21 protein-coding genes are annotated in these 26,533 nt (G+C 59.1%); 19 read left to right on the top strand and 2 right to left on the bottom strand.

Annotated elements, in window-relative coordinates:
• Positions 1-80 precede the first annotated feature (80 nt).
• The 7 genes from B9A24_RS22060 to B9A24_RS09665 all read left to right on the top strand — a co-directional run bounded on the left by B9A24_RS22060 (position 81) and on the right by B9A24_RS09665 (position 10,101).
• Positions 81-1,382, top strand: coding sequence for an AAA family ATPase (locus B9A24_RS22060; protein ID WP_159452014.1), 1,302 nt, complete (start codon positions 81-83; stop codon positions 1,380-1,382).
• 392 nt (positions 1,383-1,774) lie between these two features.
• A complete protein-coding gene (locus tag B9A24_RS09690; protein ID WP_084445062.1) occupies positions 1,775-2,806 on the top strand; it encodes a 5-methylcytosine restriction system specificity protein McrC in 1,032 nt (343 codons plus the stop codon).
• Between the two features lie 141 nt (positions 2,807-2,947).
• Positions 2,948-4,597, top strand: a complete 1,650-nt coding sequence (locus B9A24_RS09685) for a TldD/PmbA family protein (RefSeq protein WP_084445060.1) — start codon at positions 2,948-2,950, stop codon at positions 4,595-4,597.
• Positions 4,598-4,765: 168 nt separating this feature from the next.
• Positions 4,766-6,103 carry a TldD/PmbA family protein gene (locus B9A24_RS09680; protein WP_084445058.1) on the top strand — a complete coding sequence of 446 codons (1,338 nt, stop codon included), beginning with the start codon at positions 4,766-4,768 and terminating at the stop codon, positions 6,101-6,103.
• 83 nt (positions 6,104-6,186) lie between these two features.
• A complete protein-coding gene (locus B9A24_RS09675) occupies positions 6,187-7,839 on the top strand; it encodes a TldD/PmbA family protein (RefSeq protein WP_084445056.1) in 1,653 nt (550 codons plus the stop codon).
• A gap of 164 nt (positions 7,840-8,003) precedes the next feature.
• On the top strand, positions 8,004-9,329 hold the full coding sequence (locus B9A24_RS09670; protein WP_084445054.1) for a TldD/PmbA family protein: 1,326 nt from the start codon (positions 8,004-8,006) through the stop codon (positions 9,327-9,329).
• 109 nt (positions 9,330-9,438) lie between these two features.
• A complete protein-coding gene (locus B9A24_RS09665) occupies positions 9,439-10,101 on the top strand; it encodes a hypothetical protein (RefSeq protein WP_143434878.1) in 663 nt (220 codons plus the stop codon).
• A 78-nt stretch (positions 10,102-10,179) separates the two neighbouring features.
• Here the strand turns inward: B9A24_RS09665 and B9A24_RS09660 are convergent, their stop codons facing one another.
• Positions 10,180-10,824 (bottom strand): porin family protein, encoded by a 645-nt coding sequence (locus B9A24_RS09660; protein WP_084445049.1) that lies wholly within the window; start codon positions 10,822-10,824, stop codon positions 10,180-10,182.
• Positions 10,825-11,068: 244 nt separating this feature from the next.
• Between B9A24_RS09660 and B9A24_RS09655 the strand changes: the two genes are divergently transcribed.
• The 6 genes from B9A24_RS09655 (at position 11,069) to B9A24_RS09630 (ending at position 19,574) form a co-directional block, all read left to right on the top strand.
• Positions 11,069-11,692: a DUF4159 domain-containing protein gene (locus B9A24_RS09655; RefSeq protein WP_084445047.1), complete on the top strand. Its 624-nt coding sequence runs from the start codon at positions 11,069-11,071 to the stop codon at positions 11,690-11,692.
• 145 nt (positions 11,693-11,837) lie between these two features.
• Entirely contained in the window at positions 11,838-12,815 is a 978-nt protein-coding gene (locus B9A24_RS09650; RefSeq protein WP_084445045.1) for an AAA family ATPase, read from the top strand.
• A 68-nt stretch (positions 12,816-12,883) separates the two neighbouring features.
• Complete coding sequence (locus B9A24_RS09645; RefSeq protein ID WP_084445043.1) at positions 12,884-13,759, top strand: DUF58 domain-containing protein; 876 nt, start codon at positions 12,884-12,886, stop codon at positions 13,757-13,759.
• A 143-nt stretch (positions 13,760-13,902) separates the two neighbouring features.
• Positions 13,903-15,480, top strand: a complete 1,578-nt coding sequence (locus B9A24_RS09640) for a BatA domain-containing protein (RefSeq protein WP_159452013.1) — start codon at positions 13,903-13,905, stop codon at positions 15,478-15,480.
• A complete protein-coding gene (locus B9A24_RS09635; protein ID WP_084445039.1) occupies positions 15,477-17,759 on the top strand; it encodes a DUF4175 family protein in 2,283 nt (760 codons plus the stop codon). The genes B9A24_RS09640 and B9A24_RS09635 overlap by 4 nt, the downstream gene beginning before the upstream one ends.
• A gap of 12 nt (positions 17,760-17,771) precedes the next feature.
• The gene (locus B9A24_RS09630) at positions 17,772-19,574 is read left to right on the top strand and encodes a hypothetical protein (RefSeq protein WP_084445037.1); all 1,803 of its coding nucleotides are present in this window, start codon (positions 17,772-17,774) and stop codon (positions 19,572-19,574) included.
• Between the two features lie 151 nt (positions 19,575-19,725).
• Here B9A24_RS09630 and B9A24_RS09625 read toward each other — a convergent pair whose 3' ends face one another.
• Positions 19,726-19,950, bottom strand: a complete 225-nt coding sequence (locus B9A24_RS09625) for a hypothetical protein (RefSeq protein ID WP_084445035.1) — start codon at positions 19,948-19,950, stop codon at positions 19,726-19,728.
• 132 nt (positions 19,951-20,082) lie between these two features.
• Here B9A24_RS09625 and B9A24_RS09620 point away from each other — a divergent pair, with 132 nt between their 5' ends.
• The 6 genes from B9A24_RS09620 to B9A24_RS09595 all read left to right on the top strand — a co-directional run.
• The gene (locus B9A24_RS09620; RefSeq protein ID WP_084445033.1) at positions 20,083-20,670 is read left to right on the top strand and encodes an RNA polymerase sigma factor; all 588 of its coding nucleotides are present in this window, start codon (positions 20,083-20,085) and stop codon (positions 20,668-20,670) included.
• Positions 20,671-20,719: 49 nt separating this feature from the next.
• Positions 20,720-21,877: a S1 family peptidase gene (locus B9A24_RS09615; RefSeq protein WP_084445031.1), complete on the top strand. Its 1,158-nt coding sequence runs from the start codon at positions 20,720-20,722 to the stop codon at positions 21,875-21,877.
• Positions 21,878-22,147: 270 nt separating this feature from the next.
• A complete protein-coding gene (locus tag B9A24_RS09610; RefSeq protein WP_159452012.1) occupies positions 22,148-23,851 on the top strand; it encodes a DUF1800 domain-containing protein in 1,704 nt (567 codons plus the stop codon).
• A 158-nt stretch (positions 23,852-24,009) separates the two neighbouring features.
• Entirely contained in the window at positions 24,010-25,542 is a 1,533-nt protein-coding gene (locus B9A24_RS09605; protein ID WP_159452011.1) for a DUF1501 domain-containing protein, read from the top strand.
• 189 nt (positions 25,543-25,731) lie between these two features.
• On the top strand, positions 25,732-26,034 hold the full coding sequence (locus B9A24_RS09600) for a hypothetical protein (RefSeq protein ID WP_084445024.1): 303 nt from the start codon (positions 25,732-25,734) through the stop codon (positions 26,032-26,034).
• A 289-nt stretch (positions 26,035-26,323) separates the two neighbouring features.
• Positions 26,324-26,533: hypothetical protein (locus B9A24_RS09595; RefSeq protein WP_143434877.1), on the top strand; the 210-nt coding region annotated here is incomplete at its 3' end.

Below are 26,533 nucleotides of genomic sequence, written 5' to 3'. Positions count from 1 at the left end.
CAGCCTCCGACACATCCTTTTCCCGCCACCCCGAACCCTTTCTGGTGTCGCATCCGTTTTGCTCCTACCTTTAAAACCGGATGCCTGCCCCTTCGTTCGACCCTTCCCAGCTTACCCGCGACCATGTGCTGCGCGCCCTCCGGCACATCGATCGGCAAGGGCTGAATTTGCCCCCCAGCACCGTTTACGACCTGGTGTATCGGGGGCGGCGCTACCCGCCCCGGCCCGTGGCCCAGTTAGCCTACCGCCTTGCTACCGGCCAGACTGATGCCAAGTGGCCCCTGCCCGCTGGCGGCCCCACCAACGGCCTGCTGGAACAGCTTGATTTTACGGTTGCCACCAAGCGTCCCAGCCTGGCCAATTCCCCCCTCGACGGCGACGTGGCCGCCCAGCAGGCCATGCAGGATTTGTACACCGGCCGCCCCAGCGACTCAGCTCTGGCTGAAAAAACTAAGGAGCAAAAAACGGAAGTACAGGAGCCCGCTTCTAGCTATAATTTGCCCCCCAGCGCGCCCTACGACCGCGCTGCGGCTTTGCATGAGCTATTCGTGTCGGAGCAAAAGCTGGATGATGCGCTAGCGGCTTTGCGGCGCCGGCGCAACCTGATTCTGCATGGCCCGCCCGGTACGGGCAAAACCTTTCTGGCCCGGCGCCTGGCCTGGCTGGAGCTGGGCGCCACCAACGCGGCCCGCGTGGAGCTGGTGCAGTTTCATCCCAGCTACAGCTACGAGGATTTTGTGCAGGGTTTTCGGCCCGATGCCCAGGGCACTTTTCGGCTGACGCCGGGTGTACTATCCGACGTTTGCGGGCGCGCCGCCCAGGACCCCGGCAAGCCGTATTTTCTGTTGATTGATGAAATCAATCGGGGCAACCTGAGCCGGATTTTTGGCGAGCTGCTGCTGTTGCTGGAAGCCGATAAGCGCGGCCCGGACCACGCCGTTCGCTTACCCTACTCGCCTCCCGACGCGACGCGGTTTTTCGTACCCGATAACCTCTACGTTATCGGCACCATGAACACGGCCGACCGCTCCCTGGCCCCACTGGATTATGCCCTGCGCCGGCGGTTTGCCTTCGTAAAAATGCAGCCTGAGTCTGGCGCGCGCCTGCAAGAATTTCTGGCCCAAAAAGGCGTACCGGCCCTTGTCATCACGCGGCTGGTGGCGCGGCTCACGGAGCTGAACCAGGCTATCAGTGACGACGCGGACTTGGGCGAGGACTATCAGGTAGGCCACAGCTACTTCTGCCAGCCCCCCACTGATCCGGCCACCGCTGAGAGCTGGCTGAGGCTGATTCTGGAACAGGAAATCGCGCCGCTGCTGGATGAGTACTGGCTCGATCAGCCAGCTAAGGCGGCGGCGCATAAGAAGCGGCTGCTGCGGTAGGACCAGCCCCGTTGGCCTCTGGTTCAACGAGTGGCCTCACCCCCGGCCCTGTTCAACGAGTGGCCTCACCCCCCGGCCCCCTCTCCAAGGGGAGAGGGGGAGCCAGGCGCTCGGCCTACGCAGCACCTTCGGGTGTCGCCTCAGGTACTGCTACCAGGTTGTAGAGCCAGACTTTTTAGGGCGACTGTTTACTGCCGTTGAATTTCTTTCGCGGCGAAACCATCTGAGTTATACGGTAGCGGTTGCGGAGGCAGCAGCCGACGTAGCCGCGTAGGCCGAGCGCCTGGCTCCCCCTCTCCCCTTGGAGAGGGGGCCGGGGGGTGAGGCCACTCGTTGAACAGGGCCGGGGGGTGAGGCCAATCGTTGAAAGATGACGACCTTCATTTATCCTTATGATTCCCATCCAAAACCTGTACTACCTGCTCTGCTACGCCTGGAACCGCTTGCCGGAGCCGGAAGCGTGGCTGACGACCGAGGCCACGGCGTTTCATCAGCCGGTGGAGCTGCTGGGGCGGGTGTTGCTGCTGGGTACGCGGCGGCTGTTGGGGCGGGGGCTGAAGCAGGCGTACGCGGAGCGCGAGCAGGAACTGGGCGAGCTGCGGGGACGCGTATTGCTGGACTCTTCGCTGTCGCGCGACCTGCTGCGGCAAGGACGGGCGGTGTGCGCTTATGACGAGCTGGGGCCAGATACGCCCTTTACTCGCGTGCTGCTCGGGGCGCTGGATCAGTTGGGGCGGGCGCGGCAGGTGTCGGTCTCACTACGCCAGGAACTGCGGGCCGTGCGGCGGCGATTCCCCACCGATTTGCCCCCCACGCCGCTGAGCGGCCACACGTTGCGCGCCGTGCGCCGCACTCGCCCTGTTGGCTATGAGGCGCTGTTATTGAATGTGTGCGAATTATTGCACCGCAGCGCCCTACCCGAGCCGGCTGCCGACGGCCCCGCGCGCTTTCTTGATTTTCGGCGCGATGAGCGGCTGATGGCCCAGCTGTTTGAAGCCTTCGTGCGAAATTTCTACCGTCTGGAGCAGCGCCGGTTTCGGGTGTTATCGGAAACCATCAGCTGGCAGGCCGCTGCTGACGAGCCCGACGATCTGAGCCTGCTGCCGGCCATGATAACCGACACCACACTGGAAGCGCCCGACCGCAAAATTATCCTCGACACCAAGTATTACTACGCCGCCCTGCGCCCGCGCTACGACCGGCAGCGCCTCATTGCGCCGCACCTGTACCAGTTGTATGCCTACTTGCAGAATCAGAATTTGCCCCCCGGTCAACTTTTAGAAGGCATTTTGCTCTACCCCGCCGCCGCCCGCGAAGTGGATTTGCGCTACACGCTCGGCGGCCACCCCGTCCGCGTCGTGACGCTGGATCTAAACCAGCCCTGGCCCGGCATCGCGGCTGATTTGCTGGGATTGATTAAGTGAGGGAATTTTCCAAAAAGGCGGTCAACCTCAATCTGCTTCCTCAATGCAGCCCTGGGGGGCATTCTTTGTCTTTGAAATTGAGTTTCTCCCAATTTCTGCCTAAACTTCCCTCTCCACTCATCTTCCCAAAACCTTACCTTCTTGAAAAGACGTGATTTTGTAGGCTTGGCGGGCCTGGCTACCGGCGCTATATTCCTGCCTAGTTTCCCAGGTTTCGGCGGCACCCTGGTTGATCCTGAACGCCTGCTCGAAACCGTGGACCCGGCCCTGAAAAAGCGCCTGGCCGACGCCGCCCTCAACGCCGCCAAATCGGCCGGCGCTTCCTACGCCGACGTACGCATCGGCCGGTACTTGAACCAAAGCATTTTCACCCGCGAGAAGCAGGTGCAGAACATCGCCAGCGGTGAGAGCTTCGGGGCTGGGGTGCGGGTGCTGGCCAATGGCACCTGGGGCTTTGCCGCTACCAACACGGTGACGGAAGCCGGCCTGGCCAAAGCCGCTCAGCTGGCCGTGCAGATTGCCAAGGCCAACTCCAAAGTGCAGAAAGAGCAGGTAAAATTGGCTCCGGTGAAAGGCCACGGTGAAGTAGCTTGGAAGACGCCCATTCAGCAGAATGCCTTCGAGGTGCCCATTGCCCAGAAAGTGGAATTGCTGCTCGCGGCTAATGCCAAAGCCCTGGACAACGGGGCCAACTTCGTCAACTCGGCGCTCTTCCAAATAAATGAGCAGAAGTACTTTGCCAGCACCGACGGCTCCTACATCGACCAGGATGTACACCGCATCTGGCCCACGTTTGACGTAACGGCCATCGACCGGGCTTCGGGCAAATTTCGGACGCGGCAGGCTTTGAGCGCGCCCATGGGCATGGGTTACGAGTACATGAATCCTAAGGCCGACGGGAAAATTGCCGGCCCGGCCGGCACGGGCCTCATTGGCTACAAAAACAGCTACGATATTCTGGAAGATGCCACCCTGGCCGCCAAGCAGGCCAAGGAGAAAATCACCGCTAAATCGGTGGTGCCGGGCAAGTACGATCTGGTGCTCGACCCGAACCATTTGGGCCTGACCATCCACGAAAGCGTGGGGCACCCCACCGAGTTGGACCGTGTACTGGGTTACGAGGCCAACTACGCCGGCACCAGCTTCGCCACGCTTGACTGGAAAGCCAAAAAGCAGCCCTACGGCTCCAAGCTGGTCAACATCGTGGCCGATAAGCTCCAGCCCGGCTCCTTGGGCGCGGTAGGCTACGACGATGAAGGCGTAAAAACCAAGCAGTGGGACCTGATTAAAGATGGGGTGCTGGTTGATTACCAGAAAATTCGCGACCAGGCCGCCATGGTCGGCCAGAACGAGTCCGACGGGTGCTGCTATGCCGATTCCTGGGATTCAGTTCAGTTCCAGCGCATGCCGAACGTGAGCCTGCAACCGGGCAAGGCGAAGCTCTCCGTAGATGAGATGATCAAGAACGTGGACAAAGGCATTTATATCGCCGGTCGTGGTTCCTTCTCCATCGACCAGCAGCGCTACAACTCGCAGTTTGGCGGCACGGTGTTTTACGCCATCAACAAGGGTAAGATTGACGGCATGCTGGAAGACGTGGCCTACCAGACCAACACGCTGGAGTTCTGGAACAGCTGTGCCGCCATCTGCGACGAGTCCGACTACCGTCTGTTCGGGTCGTTCTTCGATGGCAAAGGACAGCCTTCGCAGGTGTCGGCCGTGAGCCACGGCAGCTCGACCACGCGCTTTAATGGCGTGAACGTGATTAACACGGCACGCAAGATTGGTTAGTACCCCACCCCTAACCCCTCCCCGGTGGGGAGGGGTACTAGCTTTAGAAAATAGGTAACTGAATAAAGAGCTAGAAAACTAGTTCCCCTCCCCACCGGGGAGGGGTTAGGGGTGGGGTCCACCAGGGGGCAAATCCACACACAAAACCAGTACATCCACAACATATACATGGCCATCCTTTCCAAAGACGAAGCTCAGGCTATCCTGACCAAAGTGCTGAGCTACAGCAAAGCCGACGAGTGTGAAGTCACGCTCAACGGTACTACGGGCGGCAACGTGCGCTCGGCGCGCAATGCCATTTCGACCAGCGGGGCCGTCGACAACGTGTCGCTGGCCGTCGAGTCGCGCTTTGGCAAGCGCTCGGGTGTTGCTACCTGCAATGAGTTCGACGAGGCTACGCTGCGCCGCTGTGTGCAGCGGGCTGAGGAAATTGCCCGCCTCGCGCCGGAGAGCCCCGAATACGTGCCGCTGCTGGGGGCTCAGAAATACCTAGCTCCTTCGCCCGCCACGTTTGCGGCAGCCACGGCCAATATTACGCCCGACTACCGCGCCCAGCAAACCGCCGCCAGCATGAAGCTGTGCGAGCAGAAAAAGCTTAGCTCGGCGGGCTTCCTGAACGACCAAGCCGGCTTTGTAGCCAAGCGCAACAGCAAGGGCCTCGAAGCCTACCAGCAGGCCACTAACCTGGAGTACTCCGTGACGGTGCGCACGCCCGACGGCACCGGCTCGGGCTACGCCACGGCTGACTACAACGACGCCGGCAAGTTCGACGCGGCCCGCCTGACCCAGATTGCCGCCGATAAAGCTTCCGCCTCGGTAGGTGCCAAAGCCATCGAGCCTGGCAAGTACACCGTGATTCTGGAGCCCGCCGCGCTGGTAGCCAACACCGACGCCTCGCTGCTGGCAGCCCTGATGGGCGCTCTGGATGCCCGAAACGCCGACGAAGGCCGTAGCTTTCTGAGCAAAAAAGGGGGAGGAAATAAGAAGGGCGAAAAGCTGTTCGATGAGCGCGTAACCATCTATTCCGACCCGCTCAATGCGGAGATTCCGACCCTCACCTTCTCCGGCGATGGCCGCCCCCAGCAGAAAATGACCTGGATTGAGAAAGGTGTGGTAAAAAACCTTTACACCACGCGCTTCTGGGCCCAGAAAGCCGGCATCCCCGACATTCCCCGCCCCAGCGGCTGGATTATGGAAGGCGGCCCCCAGTCAGTGCAGGATATGATCAAGGGCACCGAGAAAGGTATTCTGGTCACGCGCCTGTGGTACATCCGCCCCGTTGATCCGCAGACGCTGTTGTACACGGGCCTGACGCGCGACGGTACCTTCTACATCGAGAATGGTAAGATCAAGCACCCGGTGAAGAACTTCCGCTTTAATGAGTCGCCCATTATTATGCTCAACAACTTGGAGGCCATCGGTAAGCCCCAGCGCGTGGGGGGCAATCTGGTGCCGCCTTTGAAGATTCGCGACTTCACCTTCACGAGTCTGTCGGACGCTGTCTAGCGGTTGATTACTACAAAACCCGTCGGCTACGGCCGGCGGGTTTTGTACTTACATTTTACTCCTCACTCAAAACTTCTACTTTCTTGAAACGACGCGATTTTGTCGGGATGTCCAGCTTAGCGGCCGGCGCCCTGTTCTTGCCCGGTTTCCCCGGCCTGGGGGGCAATTTGGTTACGCCCGAGCAATTGCTGGTGCCCGCCGCCGACGTAGCCCTGAAAAAGCGCCTGGCCGACGCCGCCCTCAACGCGGCTAAGTCAGCAGGGGCTTCGTACGCTGATGTACGCATTGGCCGCTCCCTGAACCAAGGCATTTTCACCCGCGAGAAGCAGGTGCAGAACATTCAAAGCACCGAAAGCTACGGGGCCGGGGTGCGGGTACTGGCCAATGGCACCTGGGGCTTTGCGGCCACCAATACGGTAAGTGAGGAAGGCTTAGCCAAAGCCGCCCAGCTAGCCGTGCAGATTGCCAAAGCGAATTCCAAGGTGCAGAAAGAGCAGGTGAAGCTGGCTCCGGTGAAAGGCCACGGCGAAGTGAGCTGGAAGACGCCCATTCAGCAGAATGCCTTCGAGGTGCCCATTGCTCAAAAGGTAGACTTGCTGTTGGGTGCCAATGCGAAAGCCCTGGAAAATGGCGCCAGCTTCATCAACTCAGCCTTGTTCCAGGTGAATGAGCAGAAGTACTTTGCCAGTACCGACGGCTCCTACATCGACCAGGATATTCACCGCATCTGGCCCACGTTCAGCGTAACCGCTATTGACCGGGCTTCCGGCAAGTTCCGCAGCCGCCAGGCTTTGAGCGCACCTATGGGCATGGGCTACGAGTACATGATGCCCAAAGCCGCTGATAAAGTGGCTGGCCCCGCCGGCTCTGATCTGGTAGGCTATAAAAACAGCTACGACATCCTGGAGGATGCTACGGCCGCTACCAAGCAGGTAAAGCAAAAGCTGACCGCTAAATCGGTAACGCCCGGTAAATACGACCTCGTGCTGGACCCTCATCACCTGGGCCTGACCATCCACGAAAGCGTGGGGCACCCCACGGAGCTGGACCGCGTATTGGGCTACGAAGCCAACTATGCCGGCACCAGCTTCGCTACCCTGGAATGGAAAGCCAAAAAGCAGCCCTACGGCTCTAAATTGGTGAATATCGTAGCCGATAAGCAGCAGGCGAATTCGCTGGGTGCGGTGGGTTATGACGATGAAGGTGTGAAGACCAAAAAGTGGGACCTCATCAAGGACGGCATGCTCATCGATTACCAGAAAATCCGCGACCAGGCCGCCATGGTGGGTCAAAATGAGTCGGATGGCTGCTGCTACGCTCAGTCGTGGAGCGACGTGCAGTTCCAGCGGATGCCCAACGTGAGTTTGCAGCCCGGCAAGGCGAAGCTCTCGGTAGACGACATGGTAAAAGGCGTGGACAAAGGCATCTACATCGCCGGCCACGGTTCCTTCTCCATCGACCAGCAGCGCTACAACTCCCAGTTTGGTGGTCAGGTGTTCTATGAGATTGACAAAGGCAAAATCACGGGTATGCTGGAAGACGTGGCGTACCAGACTAACACATTGGAGTTCTGGAACAGCTGCGCCGCCATCTGTGATGAGTCCGACTACCGTTTCTCGGGCTTCTTCAACGACGGCAAAGGTCAGCCCTCGCAGAGCAGCGCCGTGAGCCACGGCAGTTCGACCACGCGCTTTAATGGCGTGAACGTGATTAACACGGCACGCAAGATTGGATAGTGGGCACCCCACCCGTAGCTACGGTTCGCTTGAGGCGCGAAGTCCTCCGGGAGAGGGGAATTAGCTTTAGACACTAGTAAAAGCTAGAAACTAGTCCCCCTCTCCCGGAGGAGAGGGGCTAGGGGTGAGGTAACGCATTCACACATCAACATCAGCAAATCACAATGCCCATTCTCTCTAAAGACGAAGCTCAGACTATTCTCAAGAAAGTTCTGAGCTATAGCAAGGCCGACGAGTGTACTGTTTCGCTGCGGGGGCGCACCAGCGGCAACATCCGCTACGCCCGCAACAACGTGAGCACCGCCGGCTCGACCGACAACGTGTCGTTGGTGGTGGAGTCCGGTTTTGGCAAACGCTCGGGCGTGGCCACCTGCAACGAGTTCGACGAAGCTACGCTACGCCGCTGCGTGCAGCGGGCCGAGGAAATTGCCCGCCTCGCGCCCGAAGACCCTGATTATGTGCCGCTGCTGGGGCCGCAGCAGTACCTGACGCCCGTGGCGTTTGCTCAAAGCACGGCCGGCATCACGCCCGACTTCCGGGCCAAAGCCGCCGCCGACAGCATTGCCCTGTGCCAGGAGCGCAAGCTCACGGCCGCGGGCTACTTGGAGGATGGCGCCAGCTTCCTGGCCCTGCGCAACAGCAAAGGGCTCGAAGCCTACCAGCAGGATACCAACCTCGACTTTTCTATCACCGTCCGCACGCCCGACGGGACCGGCTCGGGCTACGCCGTGGCCGATTTCACCGACGCCAACAAGCTCGACGCCAAAGCCTTGACCAAAATTGCGGCCGATAAAGCCGCTGGCTCCGTGAACGCCAAAGCCATTGAGCCGGGCAAGTACACCGTAATTCTGGAGCCGGCCGCGCTGGTTTCCGATGAAGGCTTGCTCAACAACCTGATGTATTCGCTCGACGCCCGCTCGGCCGATGAAGGGCGCAGCTTTCTGAGTAAAAAGGGAGGAGGCAACAAGCTGGGTCAGAAGCTGTTCGATGAGCGCGTAACCATCTACTCCGACCCGCTCAATGCGGAAGCGCCGGGCAATGTGTTCGATGGCAACGGCCTGCCGGTGAAGCGCACCGTCTGGATTGAGAAGGGCGTGATGAAGAACATGTTCTACTCGCGCTTCTGGGCCCAGAAAAACAACGTAGCACCCACCGCTTTTCCCAACGGCTTTATCATGGAGGGCGGCACCCAAACGGTGCAGGACATGATCAAGAGCACCGAGAAAGGCATCCTGGTCACGCGCCTCTGGTACATCCGCGACGTGGACCCGCAGACGCTGTTGTACACGGGCCTGACGCGCGACGGTACTTTCTACATCGAGAACGGCAAGATCAAGCACCCGGTGAAGAACTTCCGCTTTAATGAAAGCCCCATCATTATGCTGAATAATATTGAGGCGATTGGCAAACCGCAACGCTTGGGGGGCAATCTGGTGCCGCCTTTGAAGATTCGGGACTTTACCTTCACCAGCTTGTCGGACGCGGTGTAGTTAACGCGAAAAATTCATACTTTTTTGTAGTAAAAAGTCCGCCTGAAACCTTTCAGTCGGATTTTTTGCGTAGTGCGGCTTCGGATTTAAACAATCGCATTGACTCTGTATGAAACAACTTTTACTCGTTGTAGGGCTCGTTTTAGGCTTGTCTGGTGTAGGCTTCGCCCAGCAAGACACCCTTGATGTAAATTCAACCAAACCAGGCAGGGAATATCGAGGCTTTGCCCTGGGCGAAGTTACTACGCCGGAGGGCCGCAAAATTCGCCTATATCTACCCGTCAGCACCGACGGTTTCGGCAAGGTTCTGAGCTTCTACGATAAGTCGCCCGACATCCGATCCAAGCCGAAAATGAAGATGATAGGCGTCGATAAGGTGCAGTCGATGGTAGTCGAAGGTATTTACTCTGAGACTATGATTGTTGAGGGAAAGAACAAAAAGGTGCTGGCTACCAGATTGTTGGAAGGGCCGGCAGAGCTGTTCAACTATGCGGAAGCGGAAGCTATTCCTATCCCTGTTGCGCCACTGGCCGGCGCAGTGATGGTTATGGCTGCCATTCCGTACACAAACAACCACTGGTACGTGCGCCGAGGCGGCGAATTGGTAGAAGTAAAGCGCAGCATATTCCGCCAGCAAATGACAGAATACTTTAAAGATTGCCCCGAGTTGGCGCAGAAGATTCAGCAGGACCTGTCTGACTACCAGTACCGCGACATGCGCGCCATTATTGCGCAATATAATTTGCTGCTGGCGGCTAAAGCATCGAAGTAAACGACTGGTTTTTCTCACAAAAAAGCCCCCCAGAGTTGCTCTGGGGGGGCTTTTTTGTTGACTTAACTGAAAAGCATATTAGTTATCTCGCCCCAGTTGAAAGCTTACATACGCCTGAAACACGCGGTTCTTTAGTTCCGGGTCGTTTACGCCGCTGATGTTGCGGTAGTCGCCGATGTTGTTGAGGCTGGTGGTGAAGCGGCCGCCCACGGCCAAACCCAATGGCAGCTTGATACCGGCTCCGAGGGCTACGCCCAGGTCGCCTTTTTTGTAGTCGCCGCTGTTGCTGCGGTTGAAGTCGAAGTATTCCTGGGGGCCGGAGCTGGTCATATTTACCTGGGTACGGCCTTCATCCTGCGACGACACCAGGTAGCTGAACTGCGGGCCGGCCTCTACGAATAGGGGCCCGATGGTCACTTTCGCCAGCACGGGCAGGGTGAGGTAGTGCAGCTTGGTGTCGAACTCCTCCAGCGACTGGTCGCGGACGAGGCTGCGGGCCTGGGCACCCTGCATAGAATAGAGCAGCTCGGGCTGCAGGGAAATCGGGCCGAGGAGTTTGGCCTGATAAAAAATACCGGCGTGATACGAGGTCTGGTATTCGGCACCATCGCCGACGTTGCCGCTGAGCACGGCCTGGTTGATACCACCTTTCACACCAAATTGGGCCTGGGCGCTTAGGGCCAGGGAAAACAAGCTAAAGAGCAATAGGACAGTACGTTTCATAGTAGGCTGCGGGTTAGATTGAGTAAGTAATACGTAGGGGAGAATAGAGTATTGCCAAGGGCTGTGTATTATTTATAGATGAATAGTTTGCATTAATTGGGCCAAAGCGGGAAGAGGGCTGGTGAGCCCTGGTGGGAGAGCGGCCGTGCGTTTGGGCGGAAGCCCGTATTTTCCGGCTGGAATTTGCCCCCCAGGCAACTTTGTTGGCCCCGCGCCGTCTCTTTTTCGTTGCTTACTCGCTGCTATGCCCGCTCCTTTTACCTTCGTCCGCCTCCAATACCGTTCCGGCGACTGGGATTCCGTGGATGAGCGAATGCCCACCAACCTGCTGCACTCGCTGATTCAGTACACGACGGTGCCCGTGAATCAGAAGGAGAAAGTGGTGGCCCTCGACAGCCCGGAGCTGTTCAGCTACCCGTTTTGTTACCTCTCGGGCCACCGCCTGGTACAATTTTCGGCGGCCGAAAAGCAGAATTTTACCCAATATGTGCGCAACGGCGGCTTCGTATTCGTTGACGACTGCAACCACGACATCGACGGCCTCTTTGCCCGCTCCTTTGAGGAGCAGATGCGCCAGTGTTTCGGAACCGGCGCGCTCAGGAAGATCCCTAAAACGCACCCCCTCTACAAATCGTTCTTCACCTTCAAAGACGGCCCCCCGCCCACCGGTTTCGAGCTGAATGGCTGGGGCGACGATTTGATTCACGACTACCTGAAAGCCGTGGAAATCAACGGCCGTATTGGGGTTTTGTACTCCAACAAAGACTACGGCTGCGAGTGGGACTACGACTACCGCAACAAGCGCTGGCTAGCCGAAGACAACACCAAGTTCGGCGTCAACATCCTGATGTATGCTTTGACAGCGTAGCCTTAATGAGGAATGAAGAATTGATAAGAATCTAAAAGAACACTGCGACCCGAAGGAGGGCGCAAGCCAACCTCTGCGCCTTCCCTCCGCGAAACTCTGCGGGAACCGACGCCTGAACGAACTGACGCCCGAAAAAGCCCCCTGCATGACCGAACAAGAAGTACATCGCCTGCTGGCCAAACTTCCCCCGCTCAAAGAAGAAATTGCCAAAGTAATCGTCGGCCAAAGTGAGGTGCTCGATGAGGTGCTCGTAGCGCTGCTGGCCGGCGGCCACGCCCTGCTGGAAGGCGTGCCGGGCCTGGCCAAAACCTTGCTCGTGCGCACCCTGGCTGCGGCCACCGATATGTCGTTTCGGCGCATTCAGTTCACGCCCGACCTCATGCCCACCGATATTCTGGGCACTGAAGTACTGGAGGAAGACCACGGCACGGGCCACCGCTCGTTCAAGTTTAATGAGGGGCCTATTTTCGCTAGCCTGGTCTTAGCCGACGAAATCAACCGGACGCCGCCCAAAACGCAGGCGGCCCTGCTCGAAGCCATGCAGGAAGGCCACGTAACCTACGCCGGTCAGGAGCACGCTTTGCCGAAGCCTTTCTTTCTGCTGGCCACCCAAAACCCCATTGAGCAGGCCGGCACCTACCCGTTGCCCGAAGCCCAGCTCGACCGGTTTCTGCTCTACGTACGCATCGGCTACCCATCGGAGCAGGAAGAGCTGGCGGTACTCAGTGGCACTACGGGCACGGTCCGCGCCGAGGTAAAGCCCGTGCTGGGCAGCGCCGATATTCGTCAGTTGCAGCAGCTCGTACGCCAGGTCAGCCTCAGCCCCGAGCTGCTGGATTTCGTGAACCGCCTGGTGCGCGCTACGCGGCCGGCCACTACGCAGGTTAAGTTTATTCAGGACTACGGGCGCTGGGGTGCGGGGCCGCGGGCCGGGCAGGCGCTAATTCTGTGCGCCAAAGCACGGGCGTTGCTGCAAGGCCGCTTCGCGGTGACGCTGGATGACTTGCGGACGCTGGCCCCGCCGGTACTGCGGCATCGGGTGCTGCTGAATTTCAATGCCGAAGCCGAAAATATTACGGCCGATGACGCCGTGGCGGAGCTGCTGAAAGCGGTAGCTGTTTAGATTTTAGAGAACGTATCATGCTTCGATTCCTCAGCATGATACGTTCTCTCACTTCTCACTTCTAGGAAATGCTCGCTCCCGAAACCCTACACGCCCTGCGCAACCTGCCGCTGGCCGCCAAACAGGCGGCGGAAGGCTTTCTAGCCGGTCAGCACCGGAGCCGGCGGCGGGGCACGGGCCTGGAGTTCAGCCAGTACCGGCCCTACCAGCCCGGCGACGACCTGCGCCGCCTCGACTGGCGTCTGGCCGCCCGCTCCGACCGCTACTACATCCGCGAGTCGGAGGTGGAAACGAGTCTGCTGGTGCATCTGCTGCTCGATGCCAGCGCCAGCATGAACCACCGCGACGACAACGGCCTGACCAAGCTGGACTACGCCCGTCTGGTGCTGGCCAGCATGGCATATTTGGCTACCAATCAGGGCGATGCCGTGGCACTGAGCATCCTGCGGCCCGAGGGAGTGCAGCATTTGCCCCCCAGAGCCGAGTCGCGCCAGCTGCCGCGCCTGTACAACCTGCTGGAAAAAACGGAGGCCGGGGGGCTTTTTCCGACGTCGGCCATCCTGGCTCCACTCACCGCCCGCCGCCAGCGTGCCCTGACGGTTTTCGTGAGTGATTTATATGAAGAGGAAGCGGAGATGGAACGCCTGCTCACCCGTTTGCAGGCCGTAGCCGGTGAGGTGCTGGTGCTGCATCTGGTGGCCCAAAATGAAGTGACGTTTTCCTACCGGGGCTCCATCACGTTTGAAGACCTCGAAACCGGCCAGATTCTCCAGCTCGACGCCGATCAGCAGCGGGCGGCATATCAGCAGAACCACCAGGAATGGCTGCGCGCTACGGCCCAATCGGCCCGCCGCCACGGCTTCGACTATCACCAGCTCAGCACCGCCGACCCATTGGACCAGGCATTGCGCGAGTTTCTGCGCCGCCGCGAGACGCAGCTATGAGCGGCTGGGGGGCTTTTTTAATTGAATTTCTGTTTTTGAATGATACTATCTTTTTTCCAAATACAAACCCACTAGAACGTCATACCTCGGCTCCGCCCCTGCATGACTGCCTATTTTCAATAAACTCTTAATTTATTCCTCTCTTGCTCACTCTTCTCACTCCATCCGCGTTGCTGGCTTTGCTGGGGCTATTGGTGCCCCTGGCCATCCACCTCTGGAACCGGCGGCCGGGCCGTACGGTGCGGGTGGGCAGCGTGCGGTGGCTGGCGGCCTCGGCCAACCGACGGCTGCGTAGCCTGAAGCTGGAGCAGCTATTGCTGCTGCTGCTGCGGGCGGCCGTGGTGGCAATACTGGCCGTGGCTTTGGCCGGGCCAGCCTGGCAGCGCCCCGCGCCGCCCGCCCGTGGGCAGGTGCTGGTAAGCCCGGAGCTGCTGACCTCAATGAACATTCCCTCGGTGCGCCCGCTGGTTGATTCGCTACGGCGCAAGGGCTACGAAGTGAGCCGTTTAGAACGGGGTTTTCTGTTAATTTCAGCGGAAGAGTGGACGGCATTACTCGCTCCCCCCGCTAGTACTGATAGCCTGGGTACTACTGAAACGGCCTTTTTGTGGGCGCGGGCCGAGCAAGCGGCCCGTCGCTTTGCGGAGCGGCCCGTGCATTTGCTCACATCCGCCCGACTAGCTGATTTGCAGGGCACTCGCCCAAATTTACCCCCCAACCTCACCTGGCAGCTCATCCCTACTGCTGATTCGGGTGCCTGGGTGCAGGCAGCAGCTTTCAGCGGCTCGGATAAGCTGCGACTACTAATTGGGCGCAGTGACGAGGAGAAAACAACGTTTCGGGCCACGTCGGTGGCTCGTCCTGCTGCCGATGGTGCCCTGACGGTACCAGACTTATCTGGATTGCGCTATGAAACCAGCCCGACGGGTCAGGTCGTGGTGCGGCTGGCGGCTGACTCGGCGGGTACGCCCGTGCAACGGGCCGCACCGCGCTTGTGGGTGTATTATGCACCTGATCAAGCCGAAGATGCGCGCTATTTGGGGGCGGCGCTGCGGGCGGCGGGCAGCGGCCTGCTGGTGCCCCCGGTCATTACGGTTTCGGCCGTTGCCCCTACGTCCACCGATTCGCTGGCGTGGGTATTCTGGCTGAGCGATGCGCCGATGCCGGCCGCGTGGAAAGCGCGGGTGAGGCAGGGACTAATCTGGTGGCAACAGGCACCAGCACCGGGCGTAGCTACTACGGCATCATTTGGCCCGCCTGGCGCGGAAGCACTTATTCCTCTTTTGCGGCGGGCCAAGGCTACAACTTTGCCCCCCAGCGCCACTGTCTGGGCCGATGGCACGGGGCAGGCCGTGTTGTCGCGGCGGGCCGAGGGGCGGGGACAGGTTTACAAGCTGCACACGCGTCTGAACCCCGCCTGGAGTGGCCTGCCGGACAGCCCGGAGCTGCCTGCTTTGCTCCTGGACTTAGTACAGCCCGCCACCCCATCCCTATCCTTGGCTCGTAATGACTATCGAATAGCTGCCCCGGCTCAGATTCAGGCGGCAATTCAGCCTCGCCTGGCAGCAGCGCAAAATGCCCCCCAGCCGGCGGCTAAACCGGCGGCTGATACTTTCACCAACCTACGGCCCTGGGCGGTGCTGCTGGCGGGTTTGCTATTTGCCGTAGAGCGCCTGCTGGCGCAGCGTCGCCCAATTTCTTCTTCAGTTTCCACTGCATGACACCTACCACCCAAGCTGCCGAAGCACCTTTTGTGGCGGCCTCGCCCGCCCTCCGGGCGGAGTGGCGCGGCTACGCTTTGCGCCGCACGGGGGCCCTGCTGCTGCCCGTAGTGGCGGGGGGCATTTTGCTAGCGATAGTAGCTCGTTCCTGGCCTTTACCTGGTTGGGCAGCAGGCGGGGCGGGGGTGCTTCTGGTGGCTTTTGTCATCCTGCGATTGCGCCGCTACTGGCAGTCCAGTCTGGTGCCGGTTACTCAACGCCTCGACCGGCAATTCCCAGAACTGGAAGACAGCACGGGCCTGTTGCTGCGCGAACCATCTGCCTTTAATCTGCTGGAAAGCATTCAGCAGCAACGGGTAAGCAGACGTCTGCAAGAGCTGCGAGACACGAAGAAAACATTGCTGCCGGTCAATCACCGGCCGGCACTAGGGTGGGCGGGCTTGCTGCTGCTCCTGGCCGGGGCGGCCTGGTGGCTGAGGCCAACGGCACAAACCACCGTTGCTACCACAGCCCCGGCCGTAGCCCTGAACTTTCCCGAAGAAAAAATCAACCCGGCAGCCCAGGCCGCGCCGCGCGTTATCGACACCCGTATTAACGTGACGCCGCCCGCCTATACGCGGCAGCCGGCCACTACCGCCGCTATGGCTTCCTTTCGTTGCCCCAGCGGGTCGAAGGTGCGCTGGACGGTGCGGGTGAATCGGGCCACCGATGCCCCGCCCCAGTTGGAATTGGGCCAGCGGCGAGTCGTTTTTCGGGCCGTGGCGGGGCAGGCAAATACCTTCGTGGCGGAGCAGACGCTGACGGCTTCCGTGCTGTACCGGGTGCGGTTCGCGGGCAAACCGTCCGATGACTACGCCATTGAGGTGCAGCCTGACCAGGCACCCGTACTTCAGATTCAGAATCCGAAGCCGTATACCCTCATCGAGTTTGGCGATAAGCCGCAACTAGCGGTGCGCATCGCCCTGCGTGATGACTACGGCCTGAGCCGCGCCCGCCTGGTAGCTACGGTGGCGCAAGGGCAGGGCGAGGCCGTGAAATTTACGGAGGTCGTCACCGACCTCAGCGGGCCACTGCGGGGCCAGCCCACGCAGGCCACGGCTACGCATCTGCTCAGCTTACCCAAGCTCGGCCTCACCTACGGCGACGAGGTGTATTTCTACGTGCAGGCCTGGGATAACGCCCGCGGCAGCACCCGCTCCGATACTTATCTGGTGCAGTGGGAAGACACGGCCTTGGTAGATGGCACTTCCGATTTGTCATTGGGCGTGAACGTGGTGCCGGCCTACTTCCGCAGTCAGCGCCAGATTATTATTGACACCGAAAAGCTTATCGCGGAGCAGTCTCGCCTGACGGCCACTACGGTTGCGGAGCGTGGCAACAACCTGGGCTTCGACCAGAAAATCCTGCGTATGCGCTACGGGAAATTTTTGGGCGAAGAGTTTGAGCAGGGCATCGGCGAAACCGCCACCCGTCCACCCGTCGAGAAAAAAGTGGAAGACAACCCCGCTACCGCCGAGCAGGAGGAAAGCAAAGAAGAGGAAGTACACTCAGCCGACGATGGCCACGACCACAGCGGCGACAAGTTTCCTGCCGCCACCGACGTCCCCGGCCAGGCCGCCACGGCCGCGCTCATGGAGCCCTACATGCACCTGCACGACGACAGTGAAACGGCCGACTTTCTGGAGCCCGCCGTGAAAGCCAAGCTGCGCGGCGTATTAGCCCAAATGTGGGAAGCCGAGCTGCGCCTGCGCACCAGTCGGCTGAAGGAGGCGCTGCCCTACGAGTACCGCGCCCTGCGCCTGCTCAAGCAGGTGCAGCAGCAAACCCGCGCCTACGTCAAAAAATCAGGCTTTACGCCGCCCGTGCTGCCCGAAGCCACCCTCCGCCTCACCGGCGAGATGGGCAACGCCGCCGCGCCGCGCCGGGAGCAGAAAATTGCCCCCCAGCCAGCGCAGCCCGCCGTGCGCGACGCGCTGCGCTGGCTGGGTGCCGCCCGGCGGGGTCAGGCCGTGAAGCCCAACGATGCACTGGTACTGGAGCGGGCCGGACAGGCCATCTCCCAGGCAGCTTTGCAGCGGCCCGGCGCCTATCTCGCGGCTCTGCGCGACCTGCGCGGACTGGTAGCCGACGTGCGCGCCGGCCGGCCGCTACGCCCCGAGCTTATGCCCTCCGTGGAGCGGGCTCTTACTGGGTTGCTGCCCGCGCCGCCCGCCGCGCCCGTGCGCCCGCCCGGCGCTAATCCGTTGGCGCAGCGGTATTTTCAAGAATTAAGCCGGTAAGCTTTGTCTAAAATGCCCCCCACGTTTCTGTTTTACGCCCTGCTTACTTTGTGTGGGCTGCTGGTTCTTGGCTTGAGTTGGGTGGCCCTACGGCGGCCCAATCGGCAGCGGCTCGTGCTGCGCCTGCTGGCCGGAGCAGTAGCCGGAGCCGGACTCTGGCTTACTGCTTATCCGCCCGCGCGCACCGTACCAGGGCCCCGCGCCGAGGCTATTCTGCTGACCGATGGTTTTCAGCCCGATACCCTGAGCACCCTGCTGCGCCGCCTGGGGCCGGCTACCCGCCTGTGGCGCACTAGTTCTACCACCGGTGCCGATACCGTAATGGTTAGCAATCTTTTGCAGCTGCGAGAGCAGCAGCCCAGCCTGCGCCGCCTGCACGTTTTGGGTCGGGGTTTGCCAGCTGCCGATCTACCGATGCTAGGCCCGGTTCGGCTTGTCTGGCACGCGCCGTCGGCTCGGGTGGGTTTTCGCACGGCCAACTGGACGCCTCGCCCGGAGCTGGGCCAACCGTTGCTGATAGCGGGCTTCTTCGACAATTTGCTCCCCGATGCTGCCAAATCCGCGCCGGTGTGGGTACACCTCCGGGCCGGGGGCGCGCCGCGCGACTCCGTGCGCCTGCCGGCCGGCCGGGGGGCTTTTCAGCTGACGTACGTGCCCAAAGCGGCCGGCCTGGCGGTGTACGAGCTGATAGCGCGGCGCGGGGGGCAAATTCTGGCTACTGAGCCCGTGCCAGTGGAGGTGGTGCCGACCCGCGCCCTGCGGGTGCTGCTGCTGGCCGGCACCCCTTCCTTTGAGTTTAAGTTTCTCAAAAACCAGCTCGGTACCCGCCAGCACGCGGTGGCTTTGCGCGTGGGCATCAGCCGGGGCCTGACCCAAACCGAGTTTCTCAACCAGCCCGCCCACGATATTTCCCGCCTCACGCCCGCCCTGCTGACTCGCTACGACGCCGTAGTAGCCGATGCGAGCACGCTGGCGGGCGGCGAAGCGCAGCAGCTGACGGCTGCCTTGCGCGCCGGTGGGCCGGGCCTTATCCTGCTGGCCGACGCCGGGCCGCTGCCCCGCCTTACACCGGGTCGGGCCGCTTTCAGCATCGTGCCGGTGGCTACGGCAGCCTCGGCGCGGCCCCAGCCTGTTCGGTGGCAAGGCGGGCCGGGCCGTGCTACGACTACCGTGCCGGCTACCGTGCGGGCTTCGGCCCGTCTGCGCCCTCTTATTACGACGGGGCAAGGGCAAGCAGTGGTAGCGGCCCAGCGCGTGGGAGCCGGCACAATGGTGGTGTCGGTGCTGCCCGAAACCTTTCGCTGGGCTCTGCAAAACGATTCGCTCACGTATAATGCCTACTGGAGCCGGCTGCTTACGGCGGTGGCCCGGCCCGAGCCAGCTACCGCTACCTGGCGCGTCATTACTGCCTGGCCCCGCTCCAATGTACCCGTAGAGGTGCAACTCACAGCGGCCGCCTTTCCTGCTGCCGCGCCCACGGTGCGGGGTGCCGCAGGACGGCCCGTAACGCTGTCTATGCGCCAGGATACGCGCCTGCCCGAGTGGAGCACCGGTCAATTCTGGCCCGACTCGGCGGGCTGGTATCGTGTGGCTTTGCCCGACAAAGCATCCCACTGGTTTTATGTGTTTGGGGGGCAAAATTGGCTCGGGCCCGAGAATGAGCTGCGCCGGCAGGCCGCGCAGGCGTGGCTGGCAACTTCCTCATCCCCTCGTGCGGCCTCCCCTGAGCTCACTCGCCAATCGTGGCCGGCGGCCTGGTTTTTTGGGCTGTTTTTGCTGGGCGCTGGCTTTTTGTGGCTGGAAGAAAAACTATAGCTCCGCAGTCAAAGCGCTGGTATACAGCACACTGAACCGCGCCCACTGAATTAACTCTTAACCAAATACCTTAAAAAAACGGCCCGGCTTCCTTTTTAGGGAAGCCGGGCCGTTTAGCAACTCACTGGCCTAAGCCAATAGCTGCTTACTTTTATTGTTGTGTAGTCGTCGTAGTCGTGGTAGAAGCACCATCGACGGGAGCCGTCATCATGGTCGAATCAGCCGACATCATAGTTGAGTCGCCCATAGCAGGAGTTGTGGTCTCGGTGCTCATCTCGGTGGTGGTAGTTTCAGTAGTAGCGGGCTTCGACTCGCAGGAAGTCAGGGCAGCAGCGAATACAAAAGCCAGGGCAGATACTTTCAGAAGGTTCTTCATTTTGGTGTTAGGTTTGGAAAGTTGTCTAAAAAACGCCCTTTATACCTGTAGAGGCAAAAGGTAACCTGGTAGTAGAAAATAAATTTGGGGAGGGTTACTAACTCACCTTCTTTGTATTAAAGACCAAAGCGAATGGGTAAGGGTCAACCTTCCTACACTGATGAAGAGTTCGTGGCCGCCATCCAAGGCGGCGACGATCGGGCATTGGCACAACTGTACCGCCTGCATCTGCCCATGATTTCGCACCTGGTGCTGCAAAACAGCGGCACCGAGGACGAAGCCAAGGACGTGTATCAGGAGGGCGTAATGGTGTTTTATGAAAAGGTGCGCGAAGGCTCTTTGGAGCTCAGCTGCCAGATCAAAACCTACCTCTACGCGGTGTGCCGTCGGTTGTGGCTCAAGCGGTTAGCTGAGAAAAACCGTTTTGGCGGTCGTCTCGAAGACCATGAGCCTTACCTCGAAACCGGTGCGGAGGCGGATGTAGACCAGGCGGAGGACCGCGATCAGCGCTTCGCTACTATGGCCGAAGCCCTCAACCACCTGGGAGAGCCTTGCCGGTCGCTGCTTGAAGGGTTTTATCTGCAGGAGAAATCCATGCAGCAACTCACGGCTGAGTTTGGCTATACCAACGCCGACAACGCCAAAAATCAAAAATACAAGTGCTTAGTGCGTCTTAAAAAGCTGTTTTTCACTCATTATAAGGAAGAAGAATCTTTTTAGCGACCCACTCGGTTCCCAGTACAGAGGAAGCGCGCTTCCGATTAGTCTTATGAAAACTGAAGCTGATTACTACGCCTTATTCGACGCTTACCAGAGCGGCCAGCTGCCCCCGGAAGAGCAGGCTGCCCTGGAGCACCGCCTAGCTACCGAGCCGGACTTAGCCCAGCAGCTGGTCGACTTCAATGAGCTGACTGACACCCTGCATGGCTATGGTCGGCGTCTGACTACCCGGCGCAAGCTGCGGGCCATGCAGGCCGCCCTCGACGCCGAGCAGGCCGCCACGGAAGCCGTTCTCGAAACTGGCCACCCTTCCATGCCGGTCATGCGCATTTCGCGCACGGAGCAGCACTTGCGGGAGTTCTGGAGCAGCCATCGGGCCACTATCGCGGTAGCGGCTTCGGTGGCCATACTGGCGGTATTCGCCACCTTGCTTGGCCTGGAGATGTGGCGTACGGCCCAGCAAAAGCCTTCGCTATACGGCTACACGGTGTTGCGACGCGAGGTAGAGCGCATCAAGCGCAACCAGCGTGCGATGAATAAGGCCCTCACTCAGATGGATGAGCCACGCCCTAATGAGGAAGTAAATCCGGGTAAGTTTAGCGGAACGGGCTTTGCCCTGACTACCGACGGCTACCTGGTAACCAGCTACCACGTCATTCAGGGGGCAGATTCAGTCCTCATTGAGAGCCGCGACCGGCAGCGCTACCGCGCCGAGCCCGTCTTCTCCGATGTAGCCCACGACCTAGCTATCCTGCGCATTACTGATCCAAAGTTTAATGGTTTTGGGCGCTTGCCTTATTCGTTCAAGCGTGGCCTGGCCGAGCTGGGTGAGAGAGTATACACCCTGGGTTATCCACGGGAAGATCTGGTGTTTAACGATGGCTCGCTGAGTGCTCGGTCGGGTTTTGAAGGTGACACTGGATTTTATCAGATTTCTATTCCCGTGAATCCGGGCAACAGCGGCGGCCCGCTGCTCGACGACCGCGGCAACCTAATCGGGATAATCAGCGGTCGGCAGACGGATGTGCAAAGTGCCGCTTTCGCCACCAAGTCGTCGTACCTGATGCGTCTGGTTGATTCGCTGGCCACGGCGAAGCCTGCTCAACCGTACAACTTACCTCGTTTCAATCAGCTCACCGGCAACACGCGGCCGCAGCAGCTGCGTAAGCTGCAGGATTTTGTGTTCGTAGTAAAGGTTTACGAATAAGTAGCGCCTAATGCACAAAAAAGCCCCCCAGACCTTAGGCCTGGGGGGCTTTTTTGTGCAGTCTGTTACTGTAGTACCTCTGCGTTATCAGTATGTGCATCAACTTTATAAGTCATAAGCACTGTACCCGTCTCTACTCTTAGTGCAAAATTAAGCTATTAGTATTAGTGCTATAAATACTCTATTTTTAATGGTCTTAGGTTCTTCTTTCCCTACCTATTCGCGCTACTAATGAATCGAAGAGCCTTTCTTCTGAAAAATAGCCGTGCCTTGGCCATTTCAGCCCCGTTAGTAGCACCGGCCGTGCACCAAGCCGGCGCATCTGCCAGCCTGACCGGTGATGGTGGCGAGGAAAGCATTAGCCCATACGCGAACAAAAAGCTGCCAGCGCCTACTATCACCACTACGACTGGCCTGGCTCCTTATAGCGGTTCCTGGACGGAAGCGCAGGCGGCTCATTTGCTGCGTCGAACCTTATTTGGACCGACCCGCACCGAGATTATAACGGCGGCGAGCCGGGGTCTGACACAGGTAGTGAACGACCTTCTCACGCCCACTGCCCCCTCCTCCCCGCCCCTGAATGTGGCCGCCGCCGATACCAGCGTGGCCGTTGGCGAGACATGGGTGACGAAACCCTTTGATCAGGCGGTGGAAGGCGCGCGCCGCTCGTCGCTGCGGTCGTGGTGGATGGGTCAACTCGTAGGTCAGGGGATTTCCCTGACGGAAAAGATGACCTTATTCTGGCACAATCGCTTCGTAGTTGAGTTAGGCGATATTAACGATGCGCGCTACGGCTATGCCTATACTGCACTGCTTCGGCAGCAGGCGCTCGGCAATAGCAAGCAGTTAATTAAGGACGTGACAATCACGCCCGCCATGCTCCGCTACCTCAATGGCAATCAGAGTACGGCGGCGGCCCCCAATGAGAATTACGGGCGTGAGCTGCTGGAGCTTTTCACCGTCGGAAAAGGCCCCCTCATTGCCCCCGGAAACTACACCAACTATACGGAAGATGACGTGAAGGCGGCCGCTCGGGTGCTTACTGGCTGGCGCGATAACACAACCACCCTGACGGGTTATTACACGGCCAGCCGCCACGATACGGGCACCAAGCAGTTTTCGGCGGCCTTTGGAAACCGTATTATCAGCAACGGCGGCGACCAGGAGTACAAGACCCTGATTGACATGATTTTCAGTCAGGCCGAGACGGCGCGCAACCTTTGCCGGGCCCTGTACCGCTGGTTTGTGTACTACGTTATTGATGAGTCGACGGAGGAGCTAGTGATTCAGCCAATGGCGACACTGCTCATTCAGAGTAACTACGAGGTGGCTCCGGTACTGCGGGCTTTACTTACCAGCGAGCATTTTTTTGACGCTGCCAACCTGGGCTGCGTCATTAAAAGCCCCCTGGACTTCTCCGTGACAGCATGCCGGCAGATGCAGGTAGCCTTTCCTCCCGCTTCGAGTGTCGTGGCCCAGTACGGTATGTGGGACTACCTCAATACCCAGACCAACGTGCAGCAGCAATTGCTCGGCGACCCACCCAACGTGGCGGGATGGCCAGCCTACTACCAAACGCCGCAGTTCTACGAAATGTGGATTAATGCCGTGACACTGCCCCGGCGGAATCAGTTTACCGATGTGCTCATTGGTCCGGGCTTCACTCGCAACAGCTTTAAGATTTTCATTGACCCTATTGCCCTCACGCTCACGCTGCCTCCGGCCGTGGCGGCCGATCCTACTCAGCTAGTAGCCGAATACGCGAAGCTTCTTCTGCCTATCGCGCTTACCAGCAATCAATTAGACTTCTTGAAAGACACTCTTTTGCCTGGCCTGCCCGATTTCGAGTGGACAGTAGAGTGGAATGCTTACCTGGCCACGCCGACTACTGCGGCCAAAAAAGCGGCCGTGATGACTAAGCTGCAAGCTATGCTCCGGGCGATGATGGGCTTGGCGGAATACCATCTGAGCTAACAAGCAAATACTCAGGGGAGGGCAGAAATGACGCGCTGGCCTGCCAACGAGCTTCTGCTTTCTGCCATTCGCGCCTCCTCATCTACTCCAGTCATTTGATTATGAAACGCAGAGACTTCCTTCATACAACCGCGACCGCAGCTGTACTGCCAGCGCTTATGGGGGGCTTTCCTATCGGAGCCTATGGCTATTCGCCTGAGCTATACCAACTCACGGGCGGGGTTACGCAAACAGACAGGGTACTCGTGCTTATTCAGCTCAACGGCGGCAATGATGGCCTGAACATGATTATCCCGCTTGATCAGTATTCGTCGCTGATGAAGGCCCGGCCCGATGTTGCCATTGCCGAAAGTGAAGTGCTGCGCCTAACCGCCGCTACCGGTATTCATCCGGCTATGGCAGGCCTCCAGAATATGTATGCGAATGGTCAGATTGGGGTAGTGCAGAGCGTAGGCTACCCGAACCCTAATTTCAGCCACTTCCGCGCTACCGACATCTGGACCTCCGGCTCCGACTCTAACGTAACCATTACCTCCGGTTGGGCGGGCCGCTACCTCGATGGGGAGTACCCAGGCTTTCCGACCGGGTTTCCCAGCGCTGATACTCCTGATCCGCTGGCTATCAGTATTGGCTCCGTGGTGAGCAATTGCGTGCAGGGCCCCACCGTGAATATGGGGATGGCCATTGCCAGCACGTCCTCCTTCTACCAGCTGCTTTCCGGCGGCGTAGATACCGCCCCCAACACGCCGGCCGGCCACGAGCTCACCTTTATCCGGCGAGTCGTGCAACAAACCCAGGTATATAATGACAGTATAAAGCTGGCTGCTGGTAAGGCCAAAAACTTGTCGCCGCTCTATCCTGCGGCTGGCCAGAATACCTTAGCTGACCAGCTTAAGATTGTAGCGCAGCTGATAGCTGGGGGCCTACAAACCCGGATATATGTCTGTAATATGGGGGGCTTCGATACCCATGCCAACCAGGTAGCCGCTACGGGCAGTACCTCCACGGGCACCCATGCGACGCTGCTGGGCAGGATTTCACAGGCGCTGGAAGCATTTCAGGATGATTTGCAGCGTCTGCGGGTGCAGGACCGGGTGGTGGGGATGACATTCTCCGAATTTGGGCGGCGCATCAAATCCAACGCAAGCAAAGGCACTGACCACGGCGCGGCCGCTCCTCTTATTGTGTTCGGCACCGGCGTCAACCCCCTGATTCATGGCACCAATCCGCTGCTGCCCACCAGTGCGGGCGTAAACGACAACGTGCCCATGCAGTTCGACTTTCGTAGCATCTACGCCAGCATCCTGAAAGATTGGTTTTTGGTGCCGCAAAGTACGCTCAACGCGCTACTACCTTCTACTACCGGGCAACTGCCCTACGTACCAGTTTTGCGCTCAAGCGTAGTGACCAGCGTGCTTCCAGCGGCCGAGGTGAGTGTGGCCAACTTCAGCGTGTACCCAAACCCCGCGCGCGACTATTCGACCATAGCCTTCGATGCCAGTGGCAGCCATGTGCAGGTATTACTATTCGATACGATAGGTCGGGAGGTGGTGCGGCTGGCAGACCGAACGCTGCCCAAAGGCCCGCAAAAGCTATCCTTGGATGTTCAGGGGCTTGCTGCGGGCTCCTACTACTGTCATGTGGTGGAAGGAAGCCGCGCTAGCTCACGCCTGTTGGTGGTGTTGAAATAGAGAGCTTCTTTACTGATTTATGATTCGTTGGCCGGCTGCTCTTATCAACAGCCACCGCATTACTCGCTGAGCGCTGACCGCCGAATAAAGAAGAACTAATAACTGCTGGCGGCTTTTTGCGTACATGCTTCCCGGTGGCTACCTCACCATCCTGTATCGACTTTTCACTCGTTTCGACTAACCTCCGCTATGGACAACCAAACCCAACTAGAAGCTCAGCTAGAAAAAATTCTGCCCGAAGACATCACCCGTACGCTTGAGAGTGCCTACCACGTTATCTTTCAGGGCGACCACGACCGTATCGACGACCTGCTTAAGCACGGTGGGGCGCTGCTGAAAAAGACAGCTCAGCGCCTAACGACTACCCAGCTGATTCTGGGGATTGCCGCCATTGCGGCCGTAGCTGTAGTAGTGGTTAATAAGGTCGTTGAAGCCGCCGATGACGACAACACGTCGGCCGAGCCGATTGATGAGCAAAAGGAGAAAAAGTAAAATACCGCTCCTAAGCCTAAGGCCAACCAAGACTCGTAGGTAATTGCTTCCCAATAAAGGTCTATACGCCTTTTCTCTATTGCCACAAAAAAGCCCCCCAGATAGATTCCGGGGGGCTTTTTTGTGGATACAATGTTACGCGGCCAATCATTAAAATTCAGCAATAGGAAAGTAGTAATTGAATTAATGAATTATAAAAAAGCAAATATTTTCTATAATCCATATAAGTTTCCTATGTTTAGTACACCCAATATACCTAGCCCAACCATTTCACCTTTTCTACTTCCCTATGCCACACAAATACTTTTTACTTTTTGGGGCTCTGCTGTTCATGGCTTTGGGCGAAACAGTTGGTAAAGTAACTGCTGCCATACGCCCTACCGCCGCTACGGTATCCACCTTTATCGGTCCTTACGCCAAGCGCAAACCCATTAAAGCACAGTTCAAGCGCAAAAAAGCCGTGCACCGCCAGGGCCGTTCGCTTGTTCGCACCATCTAC

Origin of the sequence: Hymenobacter roseosalivarius DSM 11622 (assembly GCF_900176135.1) — a bacterium.
Taxonomy (GTDB): Bacteria; Bacteroidota; Bacteroidia; order Cytophagales; family Hymenobacteraceae; genus Hymenobacter; species Hymenobacter roseosalivarius.
This window is presented reverse-complemented; position numbering and strand designations above follow the sequence as displayed.